We start from the raw sequence: 17,010 nt of genomic DNA, 5'->3' as shown, positions 1-17,010 counted from the left end.
CGCATCGGCCGTTGTGACGGGGCTCGCGGTCTTGGGGAGTACATCGCAGGGATGACCTGGCGGCCCTTCGTTCTCGGGAGGTACGCGATCTCGGCATGACGGCCGACGCGCACCGGCATGGACAGTGCCTAGTTTCGTTCGCGACCTCGACCAAGCACCTCTCGGGAGGACATAGCGTGACCCCTGTCTTAGAGGCCCAGGGACTGGGCAAGAGGTACGGCAGACGCTGGGCGCTGAGCGACTGCACCATCGACATCCCGGCGGGCCACGTCGTCGGGCTGGTGGGCCCCAACGGGGCCGGCAAGACGACGCTGCTGAAGCTGGCCTGTGGCCAGCTCGAACCGACGGCGGGTGACATCACGGTGCTCGGCGGGCGACCCGGGAGCACGTCCGCGCAGCTGGCCAGAGTCGGGTTCGTCGCCCAGGACACCCCTGTCTACGCCGGGCTGAGCATCGCCGAACACCTGCGATTGGGCGCCCGGCTCAACCCACGCTGGGACCCCGCCATGGCGCGGGAACGAATCGGACAGCTCGGTCTCGATCCCTCGCGCCGGGCAGACAAGCTGTCGGGCGGCCAGCGCGCCCAGCTCGCCCTTGCCCTTGGCCTGGCCAAACGGCCTGAACTGCTGATCCTGGACGAACCGGTCGCCTCGCTCGATCCGCTCGCCCGCCGCGACTTCCTGTGGGGGCTGACGGAGGCCACCGTGGAGCACAAGCTGAGCGTGGTGCTCTCCTCCCACCTGGTCTCCGACCTGGAACGGGTCTGCGACTATCTGATCATCCTCGTCGACTCCCGCGTTCGGATGGCCGGGGACGTTGACCGGTTGCTGGCCACCCATCACCGGCTCGCCGGCCCGCGTTCCGCCCTCGATCGGCTCCCCGCCGACCAGCATGTGATCTCCGCCAGCCACGCCGACCGGCAGAGCACCGTCGTCGTCCGTACCGACTCCCCGATCCACGACCCCGTCTGGACGGTCGGCCGGCTCAGCCTGGAGGACCTCGTCCTCGCGTACATGGACAAGCATGCCGTGGAGGTGCAGCGATGATCTGGCTGACCTGGCGGCAGTTCCGCGGTTCGGCCGCGATGATGGTCGCCGTACTTGTGGTCCTCGCCGCCGTCCTGGCCCTGACCGGCCCGGATCTGGCCTCCCAGTACGCCGCCGGGGTCGCCGGTTGCACCCCGGACAACACCTGCGACGAGTTCTTCGACGGCTTCTTCGACGGATATCAGCTCCCCTTCGTGGCCGTCAGCTTCGTCGTGCTGGCGCTGCCCGCTCTCGTGGGGCTTTTCTGGGGAGCCCCGTTGATCACTCGTGAGTTGGAGGCGGGCACGCATCTGCTGGTGTGGAACCAGAGCGTCACCCGTGGCCGCTGGCTGGCGGTCAAGCTCGGGCTCGTCGGTCTGGTGGCCATGTTCGCCGCCTGTCTGTGCGGTCTCGTGGTGACCTGGTGGTCCGATCCGCTGGACAAGTCGGCTGTTGCGGACCTGGCTTTGATGGCTCCGTTGGTGTTCGGCGCGCGTGGCATCGCTCCGATGGGGTATGCGGCTTTCGCCTTCGTCCTGGGTGTGACCGTGGGCATGCTGGTGCGTCGCACGCTGCCCGCCATGGCCCTCACCCTGGCTGCCTTCGCCGCGATCCAGCTCGCCATGCCGCTGCTGGTCCGGCCCCATCTGATGCCCCCGGTCACCGCGACCTTCGAGCTCAGCCACGTGAACGGGGGCGGCATCCACGTACAAGGGCAGGGAGGCGGACCCGTGCACATATCCATGCAGCCGGCCGTTCCCGGCCACGCGGGCGCCTGGGTCCTGTCCAGCGACCTCCTCGATCCGTCCGGACGCACGATCGCCGGCACGGACGAAGAAGCGCCCCTCCCCTTATCCGCGACGTCGGGACCATGCGCGCCAGCAGGAGGACCACCGAGCTTGGACGCGTGCTGGATCGAGATCAACCGGCTTGGCTACCGGCAGCAGGCGACCTACCACCCCCTTGAGCGCTTCTGGCCCTTCCAGTGGATCGAGACCGGAATCTACGCCCTGCTCACCGTCGGGCTCACGTGGTTCTCCTTCTGGTGGATCCGGAGACGCCTGTCATGACCATCCTCAGGTCCGCGGCCGCCGGGCTCGCCCTCCTCCTGGCGGCGGCCTGCACGGCGCCGACGCCACCGCGCACCCAGGCGAGCGCGGCGGGCGCGACGGCCTGCGCGCACCCCCAGGGACGGCTCGGGACCGAGACGGCCACCACGATCGACGTCGCCGAGCAGGCGTACTTCTGCATCCTCGGCAACTACTACAGCGGCGCCACGCTGGACGCCCGCTCGCTACTGACCGCTGGGTTCCTCGCCCTGACGCAGGAGCTCAACCGCGACGGACGCGACGTGCCCGAGGCGATCATGCCGGCGCTGACCGGTGACAGGAAGGCCGACTGGGCCGCCTTCGAGGCCGCCTATCGGAAGATCACCGATCAGGTTCCCGACCTCCGCGACAAGCTGGTCGTGGTCACCCTCGAAGGCATCGTGGCCGCCCTCGGCGACAACCACGCCCGCTGGACGCACGACGTCAAACGTCCGCCCGACTACTACGACGGCGACGGCTACGGCCTGGGGTTCCAGGCGAATGTCAACGGTCCGCAGGTGGATGGCAGCACCCCCCGCGTCGCCCTCCCGCCGCTGTTCGTCACCACCGTCGAGGGTGGCGCGGCGCGGGGCGCCGGTCTGCGCCCCGGCGACATCATCGAGTCGATCAACGAGTCGGCGCCCTTCGTCGACGGCGAGGCCACCCCGGCGATCGCCGCTCTGTATCCGGAATACCCGGAGGCGAGCCCGGTCGAGTTGCGGCTCCTGCGGCAGACCACCGGCTGGACAGTCTCGCTCAAACCCGGTCTCTACCCGCGCGATCCGGCCACCCTGCGGGTGGTGCGGTCGAAGTTGCTGGACGACGTCGCCTACGTACGGCTGACCGGATTCGCTCCCGACTCGGCGAACAGGGTCCTCAAGGCGATCTCCAGGCTGCGAACCGGCCGGACGCTGTCCGGCGTCGTGCTGGACCTACGCGGCAACGGCGGCGGCAGCCCCGTGGAGGCGACCCGGCTGCTGAGCGCCTTCGTCCACGGCAAGATCACCGCCTACCAATGCACCGTGGACAACAGATGCGCGACCGCGCGAACCGACGACACCGTCGAACTGCTCAACCTGCCGCTGGTCGTGCTCATCGACCACGGCTGCGCCTCGGCCTGCGAGCACGTCAGCTCCGCGGTCAAGGACCTGCGCCTCGGCCAGCTGGTCGGAACCAGAACCGCCGGCGTGATCTCCGGCCCGGCGCAGCCCTACCAGCTCGCCAACAACACCATCCTGAGCTTCCCCGCCAGACACCACCTCGGGCCCAACCGCGAAGTCATCGACCGGATCGGCGTGCCACCCGACCACCACGTGCCGCTGACCCCGCAGGACGCGGCCGCCGGACGCGACCCCGCGCTGACCAAGGCCCTGACCTTGCTGCACAAGTGAACGGACCTCCCCATGAGACAGCTCCTGGCCGTCGCCCTAGGACTGGTCGTCCTGGCCGCGTCCGCCTGCTCCGCCCCCGCACCGCCCCGGTCCGACGCCCCGTCGGCCACGCCGGCCGGGCCCGCCACCCTGCCCTCGCCTACCGGTGACCGTCCGGTCGGCACCACCGTTCTGTATCTGACGGACACCTCCCGCCCCGACCCCTGGGACCTCGACGTCCAAGCCAGGGAGCTCAAGGTCACCGTGTGGTATCCGACCGAGCGGCGCGACGGGCAGCGTGCTCCGTACATGACGCCGAAGGAATCGGAGCTGCTCCTGAAGGGCTCGGGGATGGCGAGCACGCCGTACGACACGCTGAGCAAGACCCGGACCAACGCCGTCCAGGACGCCGAACCCGTCCGGGAAAAGCTTCCGCTGGTGGTGCTCTCCCCCGGCTTCACCAAGCCGATGAGCACCCTCACGTCCCTGGCCGAGGACCTGGCCAGCCGCGGGTACGTCGTGGCCGGGATCGACCACACCTACGAGAGCTACGCCACCACCCTGTCCGACGGGCGGGTCGCCGAATGCCTGGCGTGTGACAGCGACACAGACCCGGGCTTCCACGCCGGGCTGGTCCAGGGCCGGGCGGCCGATGTCTCCTTCGTCCTCGACCAGCTGACCTCCAAATGGAAGCATTCCGGCCTGATCGACCGCACAAGGATGGCGATGGTGGGCCAGTCGATCGGCGGGGCCAGCACTGTGGCGGCCATGGTCAAAGACCCACGCATACGCGCCGGCATCGACATGGACGGCACCACCTACGCTCGGATCCCCAAGAGCGGCCTCTCCCGGCCGTTCATGTTCCTGGGTTCGCGAGAGCATGTCCCGGGCGGCCGCGACAATTCGTGGGACCGCGACTGGAAGCTGCTGACCGGGTGGAAGCGCTGGCTCGTGCTGTCGGACGCCGAACACCAGTCCTTCACTGACATTCCGCTGGTGGCAGACGTCCTCGGCCTCGAACCTCTCCCTGGCATGCTGCCCGCGGCCCGTGGCGCAGAGCTCACCCGCGCGTACGTGGCGGCCTTCCTCGACCAGCACCTGCGTGGCACACCGCAGCCCCTGCTCGATCAAGCGTCGGCGAGGTATCCGGAAGTCAAGGTTTGCATGGTCGAGCAGAAGAAGGGGTGCCGGTAGGAGCGTGTCATGAGCCCCAAACGGCGTTGATCTTGCTGTGACTTGCCTGGTCAATGCTGGGTGGTCATGAAACCCCCCGATGCGCATCGACGAGCTGGTCGAGCACTGGACGATCCTGGACGAAGAGCGCGACTGCTATGGCATCAGTGGTGGGGCGCAATAGAACGAATGTATGGTGGCCGCCTGATCGCCGGTTTCGGCGGAGGAGTCATCCCAACGTCGTGTCCGGACTGGAGTTTGCTGGGTGGCTCGCCCGGGCACCGAGACGGTCCGGCCCTTGACGGGCGCTCCACCGCGAAGTACTCGACTGCGGTGTGAGTGAGGATTGATACCAGATGTCGACAGGTGCGGCTCCAGCCGCCCGAGCCGGAAAGGCCGTGTCAGTGAGGCTTGAGACCAGGGTGTCCGGCTGGTGAGAAGATCGGGATGCTTCGAAATCGCAAACGCCGTACTCGCAAGATTGCCGGGACCGCTGCACGCCCTTGCGCTGAAGCACCGTGAGCTGCTGAAGTTCGCGGTGGTGGGTGGAACAGCGTTCCTGGTGGACAACACGGTGTTCTATGGGCTGAAGCTGACCATTCTGGAACCGAAGCCGGTGACCGCGAAGGTCATCGCGGTGCTCGTGGCGACGATCGTGTCCTATGTGCTGAACCGTGAGTGGTCGTTCCGGACCAGGGGCGGTCGCGAGCGCCATCACGAGGCGGCGCTGTTCTTCCTGGTCAGTGGCGTCGGTCTGGTGCTCAGCTCCGTGCCGCTATGGATCTCCCGGTACGTGTTCCTGCTGGAGACCCCGGACGTGAGCCTGGTCACCCAGGAGATCGCCGACTTCATGAGCGCGCAGGTCATTGGCACGCTGATCGCCATGGTCTTCCGTTTCTGGGCGTTCCGGAAGTGGGTCTTCCCCGACGAGGAGGCTCACCCCGGCCGCGTGCGGCTGGCTCCGGTTCCCAAGCCCAAGGATGAGGCGGCCTGATCCGACCCTCCACTCGCCGGGGTGCATTGCTGCATCGAGGCTCCCTCAGCTGTCGTTCAACCAAGGAATAACTCGGTCACGACCGTGTCGGCCGAGGCATGCGACCGGAGAATCGGGCGGCTTGTCATATCCCTCTGCCTTCTTCCGGCCGGCCCCCCAGTTCAGCGGTGACGGCGCGCTCGCGCAGCAGCGCGGCCTCGGCGCGGGCCTCCTCCAGCGCGATACGAAGATCAGCCGTACGCGCCCGTTCGACGGCCAGCTCGGCCCGCGTCGCGTCCCGCTCGGCCACCGCCCCAGCCGCCCGCTCCCCCTCCCGCGCAAGCGCCGCCTCCGCCGCCCGCACCTGCTCACCGGCCGCCTTCACCCGCTCCCGCCCGTCCCGCTCCGCCTGCTTCCTCGCCTGTACGGCCTCCGCCGCCTCCCCCACCGCCCGCGCCCGCGCCACCTCGGCCGCCTCCGTCCGCACCACGGCCCGATCACGCTCCCCTTCGGCCGCTTCCGCCCGCGCCAACGCCCGCACCACGCCCTGCTCGGCGACGACAAGCTCCGCCCGCACCCGCGCCGCGTCCTCCACCGCCCGAGCCGCCTTCGCCACCGCTCGTTCCGCCCGCTCCCCCTCCCGTACGGCTTTCGCCTCCGCGTCCCGCGCCTCGCCCGCCGCCCGCTCGACCCGCTCCGCCGCCTCGGCCATAACCTGATCGCGGTCCGCCTCGGCCCGGCTCGCGCGCCGCCCCGCCTCCTCCGCGGCCTGCCGCGCCACCCGCTCGGTCGCCGCCGCCTCCCGCAGCGCCGCCAGCGCCTGCTCCCGCGCGTTCTCCGCATCCGCGAACGCGCTGTCCCGCTCCGCGTTCGCCTCCTCGGCCAGCCCGCGCGCCTCCGCCGTCTCCCTGCGGGCTTCCTCGGTGGCCTTGCGCGAGAGCCGTACCTGCTCGAAGGCCTGTTCCCGTTCGCTCCTGGCGACCGCGACCCTCGTGTGCGCCTCCGCCTGCACCGCGCTCAGCTTCGCCTCCACCCCCGCCGGACTCAACTCATCGGCCAAAACCTGCGCCAACGGCGCGATCGCCGCCGCCAGCCCACGCTCCATCCGGTCGTACAACTCCTCCGCCCGCGCCAGCGCCCCATCCAGCCCCGGCGTGGCCCGCCGCATCTCCCGCTCCCGCTTGGCCGCCGCCTGACAGTCCCCCTCCGGGCAGTACTCCTTCGGCCTCCCCCGCCCGTTGCGCTGCTCGATCGCCGTCCCACAGTGCTTACACGTTGTCACCACAAGATCACCCTATCCGATTTTCTAGAAACAGAAAATCAATAAAAGCGATCTGTTCCATCTAGCCTCTAGTGAGGGATCCCACATAATCCTCGTTATGTAGCATGCCGTCTCACCGACCTGAGGGCCCTTGAGCAGGCCCTGTTCTCGTATAGCTACCGCCAGGTGGCGTGTAGCGCTGAGTAACCGCCGTAGACCTCGTTTCCCGGCTCTTGCGGTCTCGTTGAGCTGAACGAGTGATGGGGAAGGGGCGGGGCGGATGCGGCAGGACTGGGAGCCGGAAGACCTGATCGAGGTCTGGACGCTGCTCGAAGACGACATGAAGAGGGTGCGGAACAAGTCCAGGGCGACCCGGTTGGGCTTCGCGTTGTTGCTCAAGTTTTTCGAGGTGGAGGCCCGGTTCCCGGAGTCGGCCAAGGAGATGCCCGCGGCGGCGGTGGAGTACGTGGCCCAGCAGGTGAAAGTGCCGTCAGGGGCGTGGGCGAACTACGACTGGCAGGGCGACCGGATCAAGCGGCACCGCAAGGAGATCCGGGAGGCGTACGGGTTCCGGGCGAACACCGAGGAGGACCAGGAGCGGCTGGCCGAGTGGCTGGCCGCTGAGCTGTGTCCGGTGGAGCTGTCGCGGGACCGGCTGGCGGCGGCTGTGGTGGCCCAGTGCCGGAACGAGCACATCGAGCCGCCCGCCCCAGGGCGGGTCGGGCGGCTGGTGGGCAAGGCGGTCAAGGACTTCGAGACCCAGTTCTGCCGCAGCAGGATGGAGCGCGCTGACCCCGATCTGGCCGTTTCCGGTCTTTCCCAGCGTTCCGGAGTACATCCGGGCCACTCCGGGGGAATCCAGGCCGTCCTTGGGGAAGCCGACATCGTCGATGACGACCGCCCGCGGGCCGATCCGCTCCAGCGCCCACCGAGTGAGGTTCTCCCGGACCGGTTCGTAGTCCCACGTCGAGTCGGCCATGAATTGCTGTAATCGCTGGGTGTCAACTCCCAGTCGTTCCGCCATCGGATCCATCGACTTGCGTCGCCCGTCCAGCATCAACCCCCGCACATACAACTCGCCCGTAGCCAGCTGGTCACGGCGACGAAGCACCCTGCGCAGCATCCGACCTGCGAACTTCTCAAGCTGAGGGCGTACCAGCGCCATCTCGTCAGGTGTCACAAGATCATGATCCCGAAGCGATTTCTCAAAACGATCACACTAGGCGATCACCAATCTTACGAAGTACTACTAGGCCGACCGGCAAAAGAGACACCCATTCATGCGATCACGAAGACCGCGCGCGATCCTCGCTGCCGCGTTCCTTGCGGCGGTGACCGCGGTGGTGCTCACCAGACGTTACCGGCCAGCGCTCAAGACGACGGGGCTTCGCAACCCGGTACCCGGCCGGCGGTTATGGGTGTCGGCAGGCTGGCCGTCACAGCCGCGTCCACCAGCGGACTCCAGTTGATCGCCAACGAGCGTGAACACATCTCGAAGTCCATCGCGGCGGTTACCACCGATTCCGATATCGGTGCTGCGCTCACCGTTCGGCCGTCGGTCGCCGGCGCGACCGAGCCGTCCACCGCGCGCACCAGAGCCTGGTAGAGCAGATGAGGGCCGGCGCCACTGTAACCCCCGCCGAACACCGTGCCCGAGCAGAAGTGTCGCCGTTATCATTGACCGGTGATCGGCAACCTTGAGTCGTTCCAGGACAAGCTGGCCGCCAGCGGGTTTCCGCCGCTGGTCAACAAGCTGGCCGGGGCCAGCTTCCGGGGCCGGATCGCCACCCGTGACCTCGGGCCGCTGCGGCTGGTCTCCCTCGACACGCCCGAGAGCGCCTGCATCGGGCGGGAGCGCGACGCCTCCGACGGCGAGAACCTGGCGGTCAAGGTGATGACCCGGGGCCGGACGCGGATCGAGCAAGGGCGCGCCGTCGCCGAACTCGGGCCGACCGACCTGGTACTGCTCGATCCCACGCGTACGCTCCGGTTCGCGAGCACCGCCGCGGCGCACGTCACCATCCTGGTTCCGCGCCGGGAGCTTCGGATCCGGCCCGCGCAGATCGACCGGCTCATCGGCGTACGCATCGACGGCAGCCGCGGCCCGGGCGCTCTCGTCTCCGTGCTGGCCCGGGAGTCGGCGCGGTCGGCGACCGAGTTCCGCGAGGCGGAGGCGCTGCGGTCGGCGGCGGCCGTCGTCGAGCTGATCGCGGTCGCGCTGGAGGCCCGGCTCGGCGACGAACAACCGGCCCCGGACGAGTGGCTGCGGAACCGGATCGCTGGCTACATCGAGAGCCGGCTGGCCGATCCCGATCTGTCCCCGCCCGGCATCGCCGCCGCCCACAACATATCCGTACGCCGGCTGCACAAGCTGTTCGAGGACCAGCCGCTCACCGTCGCGGCCCTGATCCGCCGTCGCCGCCTGGAGCGCTGCCGGGCTGAGCTGACCGGAAGCGGACGTACGGTCACCGCCGTGGCCGCCCGGTGGGGATTCTCCGATCCCACCCATTTCAGCAAGCTCTTCAAGGCGACGTACGGCTACAACGCCCGCGCACTGGTAACCAGCAACCGTGCACAGACGACCAAGACGCGCACAGCCGGCCCGGAGAAGGATGGTGGTGACCAAGGCAGGCAATAGCAATAGGAGAAGTCGTGGCGAAGGTAAACATCGTCCGCCCCGGTGAGGGCGAGATCCTCGGCAGCGGGGCGCAGCAGATCCGCATCCTGGAGAACGGCGAGCACACCGACCACCGGCTGGGGTTCGCCGAGGTCACCATTCCGCCGGGCACCCCGAGCCCGTTGCAGCATCGCCACGCCCAGCATGACGAGGGCTTCTACGTGCTGGCGGGAACTTTCCGGTTCACCGTCGGCGAGGACCAATACGACGCCGGGCCGGGCACCTGGGTCATCGTGCCGACCGGGGCGCCACACACGTTCGCCAACGTCGGCGACGAGAACGCGGTCATGCTGAACACCTTCACGCCGGACCTGTATGTGCAGTACTTCCGCGACTTCAAGGCCATGATCGATTCCGGGCAGCCGGTCAACGCCGAGACCATGAAACCGCTCTGGAAGAACTACGCCACCGAGATCTCGAACGAATACGCCTCGTGAAGCGCCTTCAATACGACCGCTACGGCGGCCCGGAGGTGATGCGGCTCGCTGAGTTCGAGCCACCACGCCCGGGTCCGGATGAGGTTCTCGTCCGCGTCCGAGCGGCGGCTTCCAACGCGCTGGACTGGAAGATGCGCAACGGCGAGATGAAGCTGATGACCGGCCGCTCCTTTCCCCGGGCGATGGGGCACGACTTCGCCGGAGTCGTCGAGGCGGTCGGCGCCGGCGTCACCCGCCTCAAGGCCGGCGACGCGGTACTCGGCCACGCTCGGTTCCGGCAGGCGGGGGCGTTCGCCGAGATGGTGACGGCCCCGGAGAAGGCGGTCGTGCTCAAACCGGTGGACCTTTCGTACGAGCAGGCCGCCGCCCTGCCGACCGTGGGCGTGACCGCCTACCAGGCCACGGCGGAAATCCGGCCCGGGCAGGCGGTCTTCGTCAACGGGTGCCTGGGCGGGGTGGGCCGGGCCGCCGCCCAGTTCGCCCGGGCGCGGGGAGCCTCGGTCGCCGGCAGCTGCCGCAACCCTGCGGCCGACGAGGCCCGCGAGCTCGGCGTCGAGCCGGTCGTGGGTTTCGGCTTCGACCCGGCCGCCCTCGCGGAACGGTTCGATCTCGTCCTCGACACGCCCGGCATGCTTCCCTTCGCCGCGGCCCGAACGCTGCTGAAGCCCGGCGGAACCATCATCGACATCGTCCCAACCCCGGCCAAAATGATCAGAAGCGCACTGCCCGGCCCGTTCCGGGCGATGATGGGCCGGCCGGTGACCGCCGACCTGGAGGAGGTGGCCCGGACCCTGCGCCTGCCCATCGCCCGTACGGTCCCGTTGGCCGAGGCGATTCCCGCCCTGACGGAGCTGGAGCGCGAGCAGCGCCCGAAGGGCGGCAAACTGGTCATCGCCATGGCCGGAAGCTAAGCCGGGCCGAGTTAGGGCGTGTCCTGTAGGTTGGCACGCAGCCATAACACGATGGCGGCGATGATGATTTCTGAGCGGTAGTAGGTGACGCGTTTGGCGTAGCTGGTGGCGATCGCGCGGAACTGTTTGAGTCGATTGAAGCAGCGCTCGACGACGTTGCGGCCGGTGTAGCGCTCGGGATCGAAGGCGGATGGGCGTCCACCGCGGGAGCCCTTGGCTTTGCGGCGGGCGATCTGGTTGCTGCGTTCCGGGCTGGTGAACGCGATCCCGCGAGCTCGCATTGCCGCCCGGGTTGACGGGTGGGAGTACGCCTTGTCGGCCAGGACCCGGTTGGGGTGTGTACGAGGGCGGCCGGGTCCGTCACGGCCGACGGCTATCTGGTCCAGCAGTGGCAGCAGTTGCGGGTTGTCCCCGGCCTGGCCCGGGGACAAGATGACCGACATGGGTAGTCCGCGCGCGTCGACGGCAAGGTGGATCTTGCTGGTCAGTCCGCCGCGGGATCGTCCGAGGGCTTCTCCGTCGACGGCGAGGTCTTCGACCCACTCGGTGGTGCAGCCCCCTTTTTTCCGGGCTCCGGCAGCGTGCTGGTGGGCCCGGACAGAGCTGGCGTCGATGCTGAACGTCCATTCCACGTTCCCGACCGAGTCGTCTTTGACGATCACCTCGTCGAGGATGCGTTGCCAGGTGCCGTCCCCGGTCCAGATCCGCAGCCGCTCGTGTGCGGTCTTCCACGGCCCGTAGCGTTCGGGCAGGTCTCGCCACGGAGCACCTGCTCGACCTCCTCCTCGTCTACACGATCCGCTCCTGGATGACCGAGACCACCAGCGGATCCTGGCCCGGCGCACTGGGCGACCCGGTGACGGCCGCCGCCCTGCGGGCGATGCACTCGACACCGGCCGCGCCGTGGAGCAACGACCGCCTGGCCGCAGAGGCGGGTGTCTCCCGTCCCACCCTGGCGCGCCGGTTCACCACTCTGGTCGGCCGCCCTCCGATGGCGTACCTCACCTGGTGGCGCGTGATCCTTGCCGCCACCCTGCTCCGCGACACCAAGGAAACCCTGGCCGCCATCGCCAGCCGAGTCGGCTACGGCAGCCCGTACGCACTCTCCCACGCCTTCGAGAGGGAGTTCGGCACTACACCGGGGCGGTATCGAGCGCATGTCAACGCGGGCCAAGGTTGCGATGTTGTAACTTCCCGGCGATCAGCTACACGGCCGCCGCACATGCCGCGCTCCTGAGCCTGGCACGGGCCGGCTGTCTCCACTGGCGAACATGTCTGTGAACAAGCACATGGCGCGGCCCTACCCTTTCGCGATGCACCCAGACGGACTACAGTGTCGTCCCGTACCTAAGCGGGCGCTTAGGTACGGGACAGCGTGCAAATGCCGATGGCCACCGACGGCGGCCGCCTGACGTTTCACGCCTGTCCCCCAACTCAGCGCCGTCGAGGGACTTGTCTGATGCTTACCAACGAGCACGGAGTCGTGGTGACCGGTGCGGCCCGGGGTATCGGCCGCGCGATCGCGACCAAGCTCGCGTTGGAAGGATGCCGAGTGGTGGCCGCCGACATCGACGCGATCGAACTTGAAGAGGTCGCCCATGAGATCGGCGCATACGCCGCGCCCGGCGATGCCGCTTCGGCCGAAGGGGCAGCCGCCCTTGTCGCGCAAGCCCGCGAGCATCTCAAGGCGATCGACGCGTGGTATGGCAACGCCGGGGTCGATCGCGGGCGGGGCCTGGATGCCACGGAGCAGGATTGGGCCAGTTCGTGGGATATCAACGTGATGGCCCATGTGCGAGCCGCACAACTGCTGCTACCCGAGTGGCTCGACCGGGGCGAAGGCCGGTTCGTTGTCACGGCCTCGGCAGCCGGCTTGCTGACAATGCTGACTGCGCCGTCCTACAGCGTCACGAAGCACGCTGCCCTGGCGTTCGCGGAATGGCTCTCTGCCACTTACCGCCATCGCGGGGTGGTGGTTCAAGCGATTTGCCCACAAGGCGTGAAGACCTCGATGCTGGACCGCGCCGGGAGAGTGCAGGAGATCCTTAGCCACGACGCCGCCCTGGATCCCGCCGACGTGGCCGAGTTCGTATGGCAGTCCGCACAGGACGACCGCTTCCTGGTCCTACCGCATGGTCGAGTCGCTGCGTACTACAAGGCTCGCGCTGCCGACACCGACGCATGGCTCGTGAATATGAACCATCTTCAAGTCCGCCTGGAGAACAGCGAACAAGAACCGCCCTTGTGACTGCCTCCCACCGGATCCGTGGCAATACTAAGCAATCGCTCATGTGGGTGTTCGCCTCAGTGCGAATGGCGTAGCCACAGCAACTCAGCCCGAGGAGAAGACGTGGAGCCTTCAGCAGCACAGCAGCGGCTTCTGGACGCCGCCGTAGACGCCTTTGCCGAGAGCGGATTCGGTGGCACCAGTACAAGGGACATCGCTACCCGTGCCGGCCGAAGCCCTGCCGCGGTGTACATCCATCACGAGTCCAAGGAGGAGCTGCTCTTCGCAGTTAGCATCCAGGGCCACATCGACTCCATGGAGTGCCTCAGGCAGGCGGCAGCGTCCAGCAACGACCCAGCCGAACGACTGCATGGCATGGTCTACGCGTATAGCCGGTGGCACATGGTCAACGCCAAACTCGGGCGTGTTGTCCAGTACGAGTTTCATGCGCTAACCGCGGAGCACAGGCAGGAAATTCTCGCGCTACGCCGGCAGTTCCAGAAGGTAATGGTCGAAGCGGTGTTGGACGGAGTGCACGCCGGCCGATTCTCCGTGGACGACGCAGCCGGCACTGCCAGGGCGTTGCTGTCGCTGTGTATCGACTTGGCGCGCTGGTTCGAACCGGGCCCGGGACGCAAAGTGGGCGTCGTTGCCGATCTCAACGCCGACCTTGCCTTGCGCATTGTGAACGCGCGGCCTTCCGGCGCCCCGCGCGCAGCCCAGAACCGGAACCCCGTCAAACGTCCAGCCAAGGCGTCGAGCCGACGGGGAGGCGCCGCTGCCAAGGCGACGGTCCAGCGGGAAGGGACATCGAAGTGAGGCGCTCTGTTTACGGCGAGGAGCACGAGGCCTTTCGCGACTCGGTCAGAAGGTTCTTGGAACGAAGCGCCGTACCCAACGTGGGAAAGTACCTGGAGGATCACGCCATCTCTCGGGAATTCTGGCTCGCGGCCGGCGAGCAGGGACTGCTCGGCCTGGAAATCCCAGAGGCCTACGGCGGGGTCGGGGCCGGCGACTACCGCTTTAACGCGGTACTCGGAGAAGAACTCGCCAAGGTCAGCGCCGCGCTCAATAGCTGCTGGGGTATCCACGCGGAAATCGTGGCGCCCTATCTGGTCGCACTCACGAACGATGAACAGCGCAAGCGGTGGCTACCGGGAGTCGCCTCAGGCGAAATTCTCTGCGCCATCGCCATGACCGAGCCCAGCGGTGGCTCTGACCTAGCCGCGCTGAAGACCACCGCCGTGCGCGATGGGGACTCGTGGGTGATCAACGGCTCGAAAACGTTCATCACGAATGGCTACTCCGCGGACCTGGTGATCGTCGCAACCCGCACCTCTTCTGAGAAGAGGGCCCATGGCATCACCCTTTTCGCCGTGGAGTCGACCACGAGCGGCTTTTCTCGGGGACGCAAGCTGGACAAGGTCGGCCAAGAGGAATCAGACACCGCCGAACTCTTCTTCGACGACGTCCGCGTCACCGAAAGCGAGATGATCGGCGACCTCGACGGCGGATTCATCCACATGATGCAGAACTTGCCGCAGGAAAGACTGAGCTGCGCGGTGAGTAACGTGGCGCACGCCAAAGAGATCCTCAACGAGACGCTTGCCTACACCAAGGAGCGGCAGGCCTTCGGGAAGCCCATCGGCTCGTTTCAGCACAACAAGTTCCTGCTGGCACAACTGTTCACGCAGATCGAGGTGATCGAGGCATACGTCGACAAGTGCGTCGATGCATACACCCGGCAGGAGCTCACCCCCATCGACGCGGCCAAGGCCAAGTGGTGGTCCTCTCAGGTCCAGTCCGAGGTGCTCGACCACTGTGTGCAGCTCCACGGGGGCTACGGCTACATGAACGAATACCGCGTCGCCCGCGCGTGGCGCGATGCCAGAGTCACCAAGATCTGGGCCGGTTCCAACGAAATCATGAGAGAACTCATCGGCCGCGACCTGGGGTTGTGAGATCCACCTGCATTCCTGCGTCGTCCGACCAATCTCAACTCGCCTTGTCCGTCACATGATGCTGTCGATCCAAGGAGCAGTTGATGTCTGAAACCCGTATTGCCGTCATCACTGGAGCCGCTCGGGGCATCGGTGCTGCCACTGCCCGCCGATTGGCCAGTGACGGGCACAAGGTAGCTGTCCTCGATCTCGACGCCGAGGCCTGCCGCGGCACGGTCGACTCCATCGTCTCCGCCGGCGGCACCGCATTGGCAGTGGGAGCGGACGTCAGCGACGAAGCCTCCGTCTTGGAGGCGTTCGAGGCGATCGTCAACGGACTCGGCACCCCAACAATCCTCGTCAACAACGCTGGCATCATCCGCGACAACCTGCTGTTCAAGATGACCGTAGACGACTGGGACGCAGTGACGGGCGTCCACCTTCGCGGGGCATTCCTGATGAGTCGCGCCGCGCAGCGGCACATGACCGAAGCGAAGTTCGGACGCATCGTCAATGTCTCCAGCACGTCCGCCCTGGGCAATCGCGGACAGGCCAACTACTCTGCCGCGAAGGCCGGCCTGCAAGGCTTCACGAAGACCTTGGCTATAGAGCTGGGCAAGTTTGGAGTGACGGTGAACGCGGTCGCGCCCGGCTTCATCCAAACTGACATGACCGCCTCTACCGCTGAGCGTATGGGGATGGCGTTCGACGACTTCATCGCGGCCTCCGCTGCCCAGATCCCGGTGGCTCGGGCCGGTCAGCCAGAAGACGTCGCGCACGCTGTCCGGTTCCTCGTGAGTGAGGAAGCCGGGTTCGTCTCCGGCCAGGTGCTCTACGTAGCCGGCGGCCCCACCGACTGACTGAAGCATGGATCGTTCGGCCACCCGGCCTTATCGATCTGAGAACGGACAACGATATTGAGAATCTTGAACGGCATTGATGACCTCGAACGTTCGGTCGGCACCCACTTGGGCTATTCGGAGTGGCATCAGGTCACGCAGGAGCAGGTCAACGCCTTTGCTGACGCCACCGGCGACCGCCAGTGGATCCACGTCGACCCGGCCCGCGCCGCCGTCGGCCCTTTCGGGGCCGCGATCGCGCACGGCCGTCTTGCTGTCGGGCGATGACGTGGAGGTTGTGGACGACCGCGGTGCGTCGTAGGTCGAACAGGTTCTTGCGGGTGCCGCGGTAGCGGGCGCGCCGGTCTTGCCAACGTCCGATGTGGGCCAGGGTGTGTTCCACCGCCACTCGCCGGCGGAGTTCGGCGCGTCCGGCCGGAGTGCGCTGGCGTTCGCGGAGTTCGGACAGCAGGTGCTCGTCGGAGTGAATGCTCACGCTGCGGCCCCGGACGCTGGTGGTGCAGCGCTCGCGCAGCGGGCAGGCCGCGCAGGCCGCGGCGGGGAAATGCACCGTGCGGAAGCCGACCAGGGTGCCCTGGCGAACGGAGCCCGCTCGGTATTGAGGCAGTCCAGCACCAGCTGCCAGCGCCGATCCATGATCGTCGCCTCGATCACCTCGTCGTCGGAGACCCCGGCATAGGCCTGCAGGATCAACGCCAGCGCCAGCTGAGCGGGCGGCACGGGCGGCTGTCCTTTGACGGCATCGTGGTACATGCCCGCCAGTTCGTCCTGGAAGGCGTCATCGAACAGCTCGTGCCGGTGCAGGCGCAGGAAGACGAACAGTTTGGCCCGTTTGATCGCCTTGATGATGGTCTGCTCTGCCGGTGACAGCTCCACCGGCGGTTGCCACGCTCTGGGACGCATGAATCACTGGATCCTCTCCCTGACCCCGACCGAGACGCGATCAGGAAGAGGTACCACAAGACAATCCAGGACTACATGACCGACTCTCTAGACCACCCAGCCTGCGTGCACTGGCGCAAGCGATAACCAAACCACCGACCTACCGTTGATTACGGCGTGGACCAG

General features: G+C 67.4%; 17 protein-coding genes and 3 pseudogenes. 15 read left to right on the top strand and 5 right to left on the bottom strand.

Going from position 1 to position 17,010, the window contains the following annotated elements:
• Window positions 1–176 precede the first annotated feature (176 nt).
• From Aple_RS02435 to Aple_RS02415, 5 genes are all read left to right on the top strand, one after another.
• Window positions 177–1,046 carry an ABC transporter ATP-binding protein gene (locus Aple_RS02435; RefSeq protein ID WP_155342742.1) on the top strand — a complete coding sequence of 290 codons (870 nt, stop codon included), beginning with the start codon at window positions 177–179 and terminating at the stop codon, window positions 1,044–1,046.
• Window positions 1,043–2,095, top strand: coding sequence for an ABC-2 membrane transporter-related protein (locus Aple_RS02430; RefSeq protein WP_155342741.1), 1,053 nt, complete (start codon window positions 1,043–1,045; stop codon window positions 2,093–2,095). The genes Aple_RS02435 and Aple_RS02430 overlap by 4 nt, the downstream gene beginning before the upstream one ends.
• On the top strand, window positions 2,092–3,504 hold the full coding sequence (locus Aple_RS02425; RefSeq protein ID WP_155342740.1) for a S41 family peptidase: 1,413 nt from the start codon (window positions 2,092–2,094) through the stop codon (window positions 3,502–3,504). Before Aple_RS02430 ends, Aple_RS02425 begins: the two co-directional genes overlap by 4 nt.
• A gap of 12 nt (window positions 3,505–3,516) precedes the next feature.
• On the top strand, window positions 3,517–4,677 hold the full coding sequence (locus Aple_RS02420; RefSeq protein WP_155342739.1) for an alpha/beta hydrolase family protein: 1,161 nt from the start codon (window positions 3,517–3,519) through the stop codon (window positions 4,675–4,677).
• 460 nt (window positions 4,678–5,137) lie between these two features.
• Window positions 5,138–5,650: a GtrA family protein gene (locus Aple_RS02415; protein WP_246264040.1), complete on the top strand. Its 513-nt coding sequence runs from the start codon at window positions 5,138–5,140 to the stop codon at window positions 5,648–5,650.
• A gap of 124 nt (window positions 5,651–5,774) precedes the next feature.
• On the opposite strand, the gene Aple_RS55415 is transcribed toward Aple_RS02415, so the two are convergent.
• The gene (locus Aple_RS55415) at window positions 5,775–6,911 is read right to left on the bottom strand and encodes a coiled-coil domain-containing protein (RefSeq protein ID WP_155342737.1); all 1,137 of its coding nucleotides are present in this window, start codon (window positions 6,909–6,911) and stop codon (window positions 5,775–5,777) included.
• Window positions 6,912–7,170: 259 nt separating this feature from the next.
• On the opposite strand from Aple_RS55415, the pseudogene Aple_RS56160 reads away from it, so the two are divergent.
• Window positions 7,171–7,620, top strand: a pseudogene (locus tag Aple_RS56160) (DUF4158 domain-containing protein); the annotation flags it as partial.
• A gap of 57 nt (window positions 7,621–7,677) precedes the next feature.
• On the opposite strand, the pseudogene Aple_RS56610 reads toward Aple_RS56160, so the two are convergent.
• Both Aple_RS56610 and Aple_RS56700 read right to left on the bottom strand, forming a co-directional pair.
• Window positions 7,678–8,070, bottom strand: a pseudogene (locus Aple_RS56610) (transposase); the annotation flags it as partial.
• Between the two features lie 191 nt (window positions 8,071–8,261).
• Window positions 8,262–8,537 carry a hypothetical protein gene (locus tag Aple_RS56700; protein WP_507767391.1) on the bottom strand — a complete coding sequence of 92 codons (276 nt, stop codon included), beginning with the start codon at window positions 8,535–8,537 and terminating at the stop codon, window positions 8,262–8,264.
• Window positions 8,538–8,574: 37 nt separating this feature from the next.
• Between Aple_RS56700 and Aple_RS02390 the strand changes: the two genes are divergently transcribed.
• Genes Aple_RS02390 through Aple_RS02380 form a run of 3 tightly spaced genes read left to right on the top strand, consistent with a single transcriptional unit; the run spans window position 8,575 to window position 10,915 of the window.
• The gene (locus Aple_RS02390; protein ID WP_155342734.1) at window positions 8,575–9,528 is read left to right on the top strand and encodes a helix-turn-helix domain-containing protein; all 954 of its coding nucleotides are present in this window, start codon (window positions 8,575–8,577) and stop codon (window positions 9,526–9,528) included.
• Window positions 9,529–9,542: 14 nt separating this feature from the next.
• A complete protein-coding gene (locus Aple_RS02385; RefSeq protein ID WP_155342733.1) occupies window positions 9,543–10,004 on the top strand; it encodes a cupin domain-containing protein in 462 nt (153 codons plus the stop codon).
• Window positions 10,001–10,915, top strand: a complete 915-nt coding sequence (locus Aple_RS02380; RefSeq protein ID WP_218038077.1) for an NADP-dependent oxidoreductase — start codon at window positions 10,001–10,003, stop codon at window positions 10,913–10,915. The genes Aple_RS02385 and Aple_RS02380 overlap by 4 nt, the downstream gene beginning before the upstream one ends.
• An 11-nt stretch (window positions 10,916–10,926) precedes the next feature.
• On the opposite strand, the gene Aple_RS02375 is transcribed toward Aple_RS02380, so the two are convergent.
• Window positions 10,927–11,760 carry an IS5 family transposase gene (locus Aple_RS02375; RefSeq protein ID WP_170321246.1) on the bottom strand — a complete coding sequence of 278 codons (834 nt, stop codon included), beginning with the start codon at window positions 11,758–11,760 and terminating at the stop codon, window positions 10,927–10,929.
• Here Aple_RS02375 and Aple_RS02370 point away from each other — a divergent pair.
• From Aple_RS02370 to Aple_RS02345, 6 genes are all read left to right on the top strand, one after another.
• Complete coding sequence (locus Aple_RS02370; RefSeq protein ID WP_155342730.1) at window positions 11,724–12,152, top strand: helix-turn-helix domain-containing protein; 429 nt, start codon at window positions 11,724–11,726, stop codon at window positions 12,150–12,152. The genes Aple_RS02375 and Aple_RS02370 overlap by 37 nt on opposite strands.
• Window positions 12,153–12,374: 222 nt before the next feature.
• Window positions 12,375–13,163: an SDR family oxidoreductase gene (locus tag Aple_RS02365; RefSeq protein WP_155342729.1), complete on the top strand. Its 789-nt coding sequence runs from the start codon at window positions 12,375–12,377 to the stop codon at window positions 13,161–13,163.
• A 102-nt stretch (window positions 13,164–13,265) separates the two neighbouring features.
• Entirely contained in the window at window positions 13,266–13,961 is a 696-nt protein-coding gene (locus tag Aple_RS02360) for a TetR/AcrR family transcriptional regulator (protein WP_218038076.1), read from the top strand.
• Window positions 13,958–15,103 (top strand): acyl-CoA dehydrogenase family protein, encoded by a 1,146-nt coding sequence (locus tag Aple_RS02355; RefSeq protein WP_155342728.1) that lies wholly within the window; start codon window positions 13,958–13,960, stop codon window positions 15,101–15,103. The genes Aple_RS02360 and Aple_RS02355 overlap by 4 nt, the downstream gene beginning before the upstream one ends.
• Before the next feature lie 83 nt (window positions 15,104–15,186).
• On the top strand, window positions 15,187–15,942 hold the full coding sequence (fabG, locus tag Aple_RS02350; RefSeq protein WP_155342727.1) for a 3-oxoacyl-ACP reductase FabG: 756 nt from the start codon (window positions 15,187–15,189) through the stop codon (window positions 15,940–15,942).
• A gap of 57 nt (window positions 15,943–15,999) precedes the next feature.
• A complete protein-coding gene (locus Aple_RS02345; RefSeq protein ID WP_155342726.1) occupies window positions 16,000–16,209 on the top strand; it encodes a MaoC/PaaZ C-terminal domain-containing protein in 210 nt (69 codons plus the stop codon).
• On the opposite strand, the pseudogene Aple_RS02340 reads toward Aple_RS02345, so the two are convergent.
• Window positions 16,172–16,845 (bottom strand): annotated as a pseudogene (locus Aple_RS02340) (transposase family protein); the annotation flags it as partial. The gene Aple_RS02345 and the pseudogene Aple_RS02340 sit on opposite strands and share 38 nt — an antisense overlap.
• Window positions 16,846–17,010: the final 165 nt, after the last annotated feature.

This window comes from Acrocarpospora pleiomorpha, assembly GCF_009687885.1.
In the GTDB taxonomy this organism is placed as follows: Bacteria; Actinomycetota; Actinomycetes; order Streptosporangiales; family Streptosporangiaceae; genus Acrocarpospora; species Acrocarpospora pleiomorpha.
This window is presented reverse-complemented; position numbering and strand designations above follow the sequence as displayed.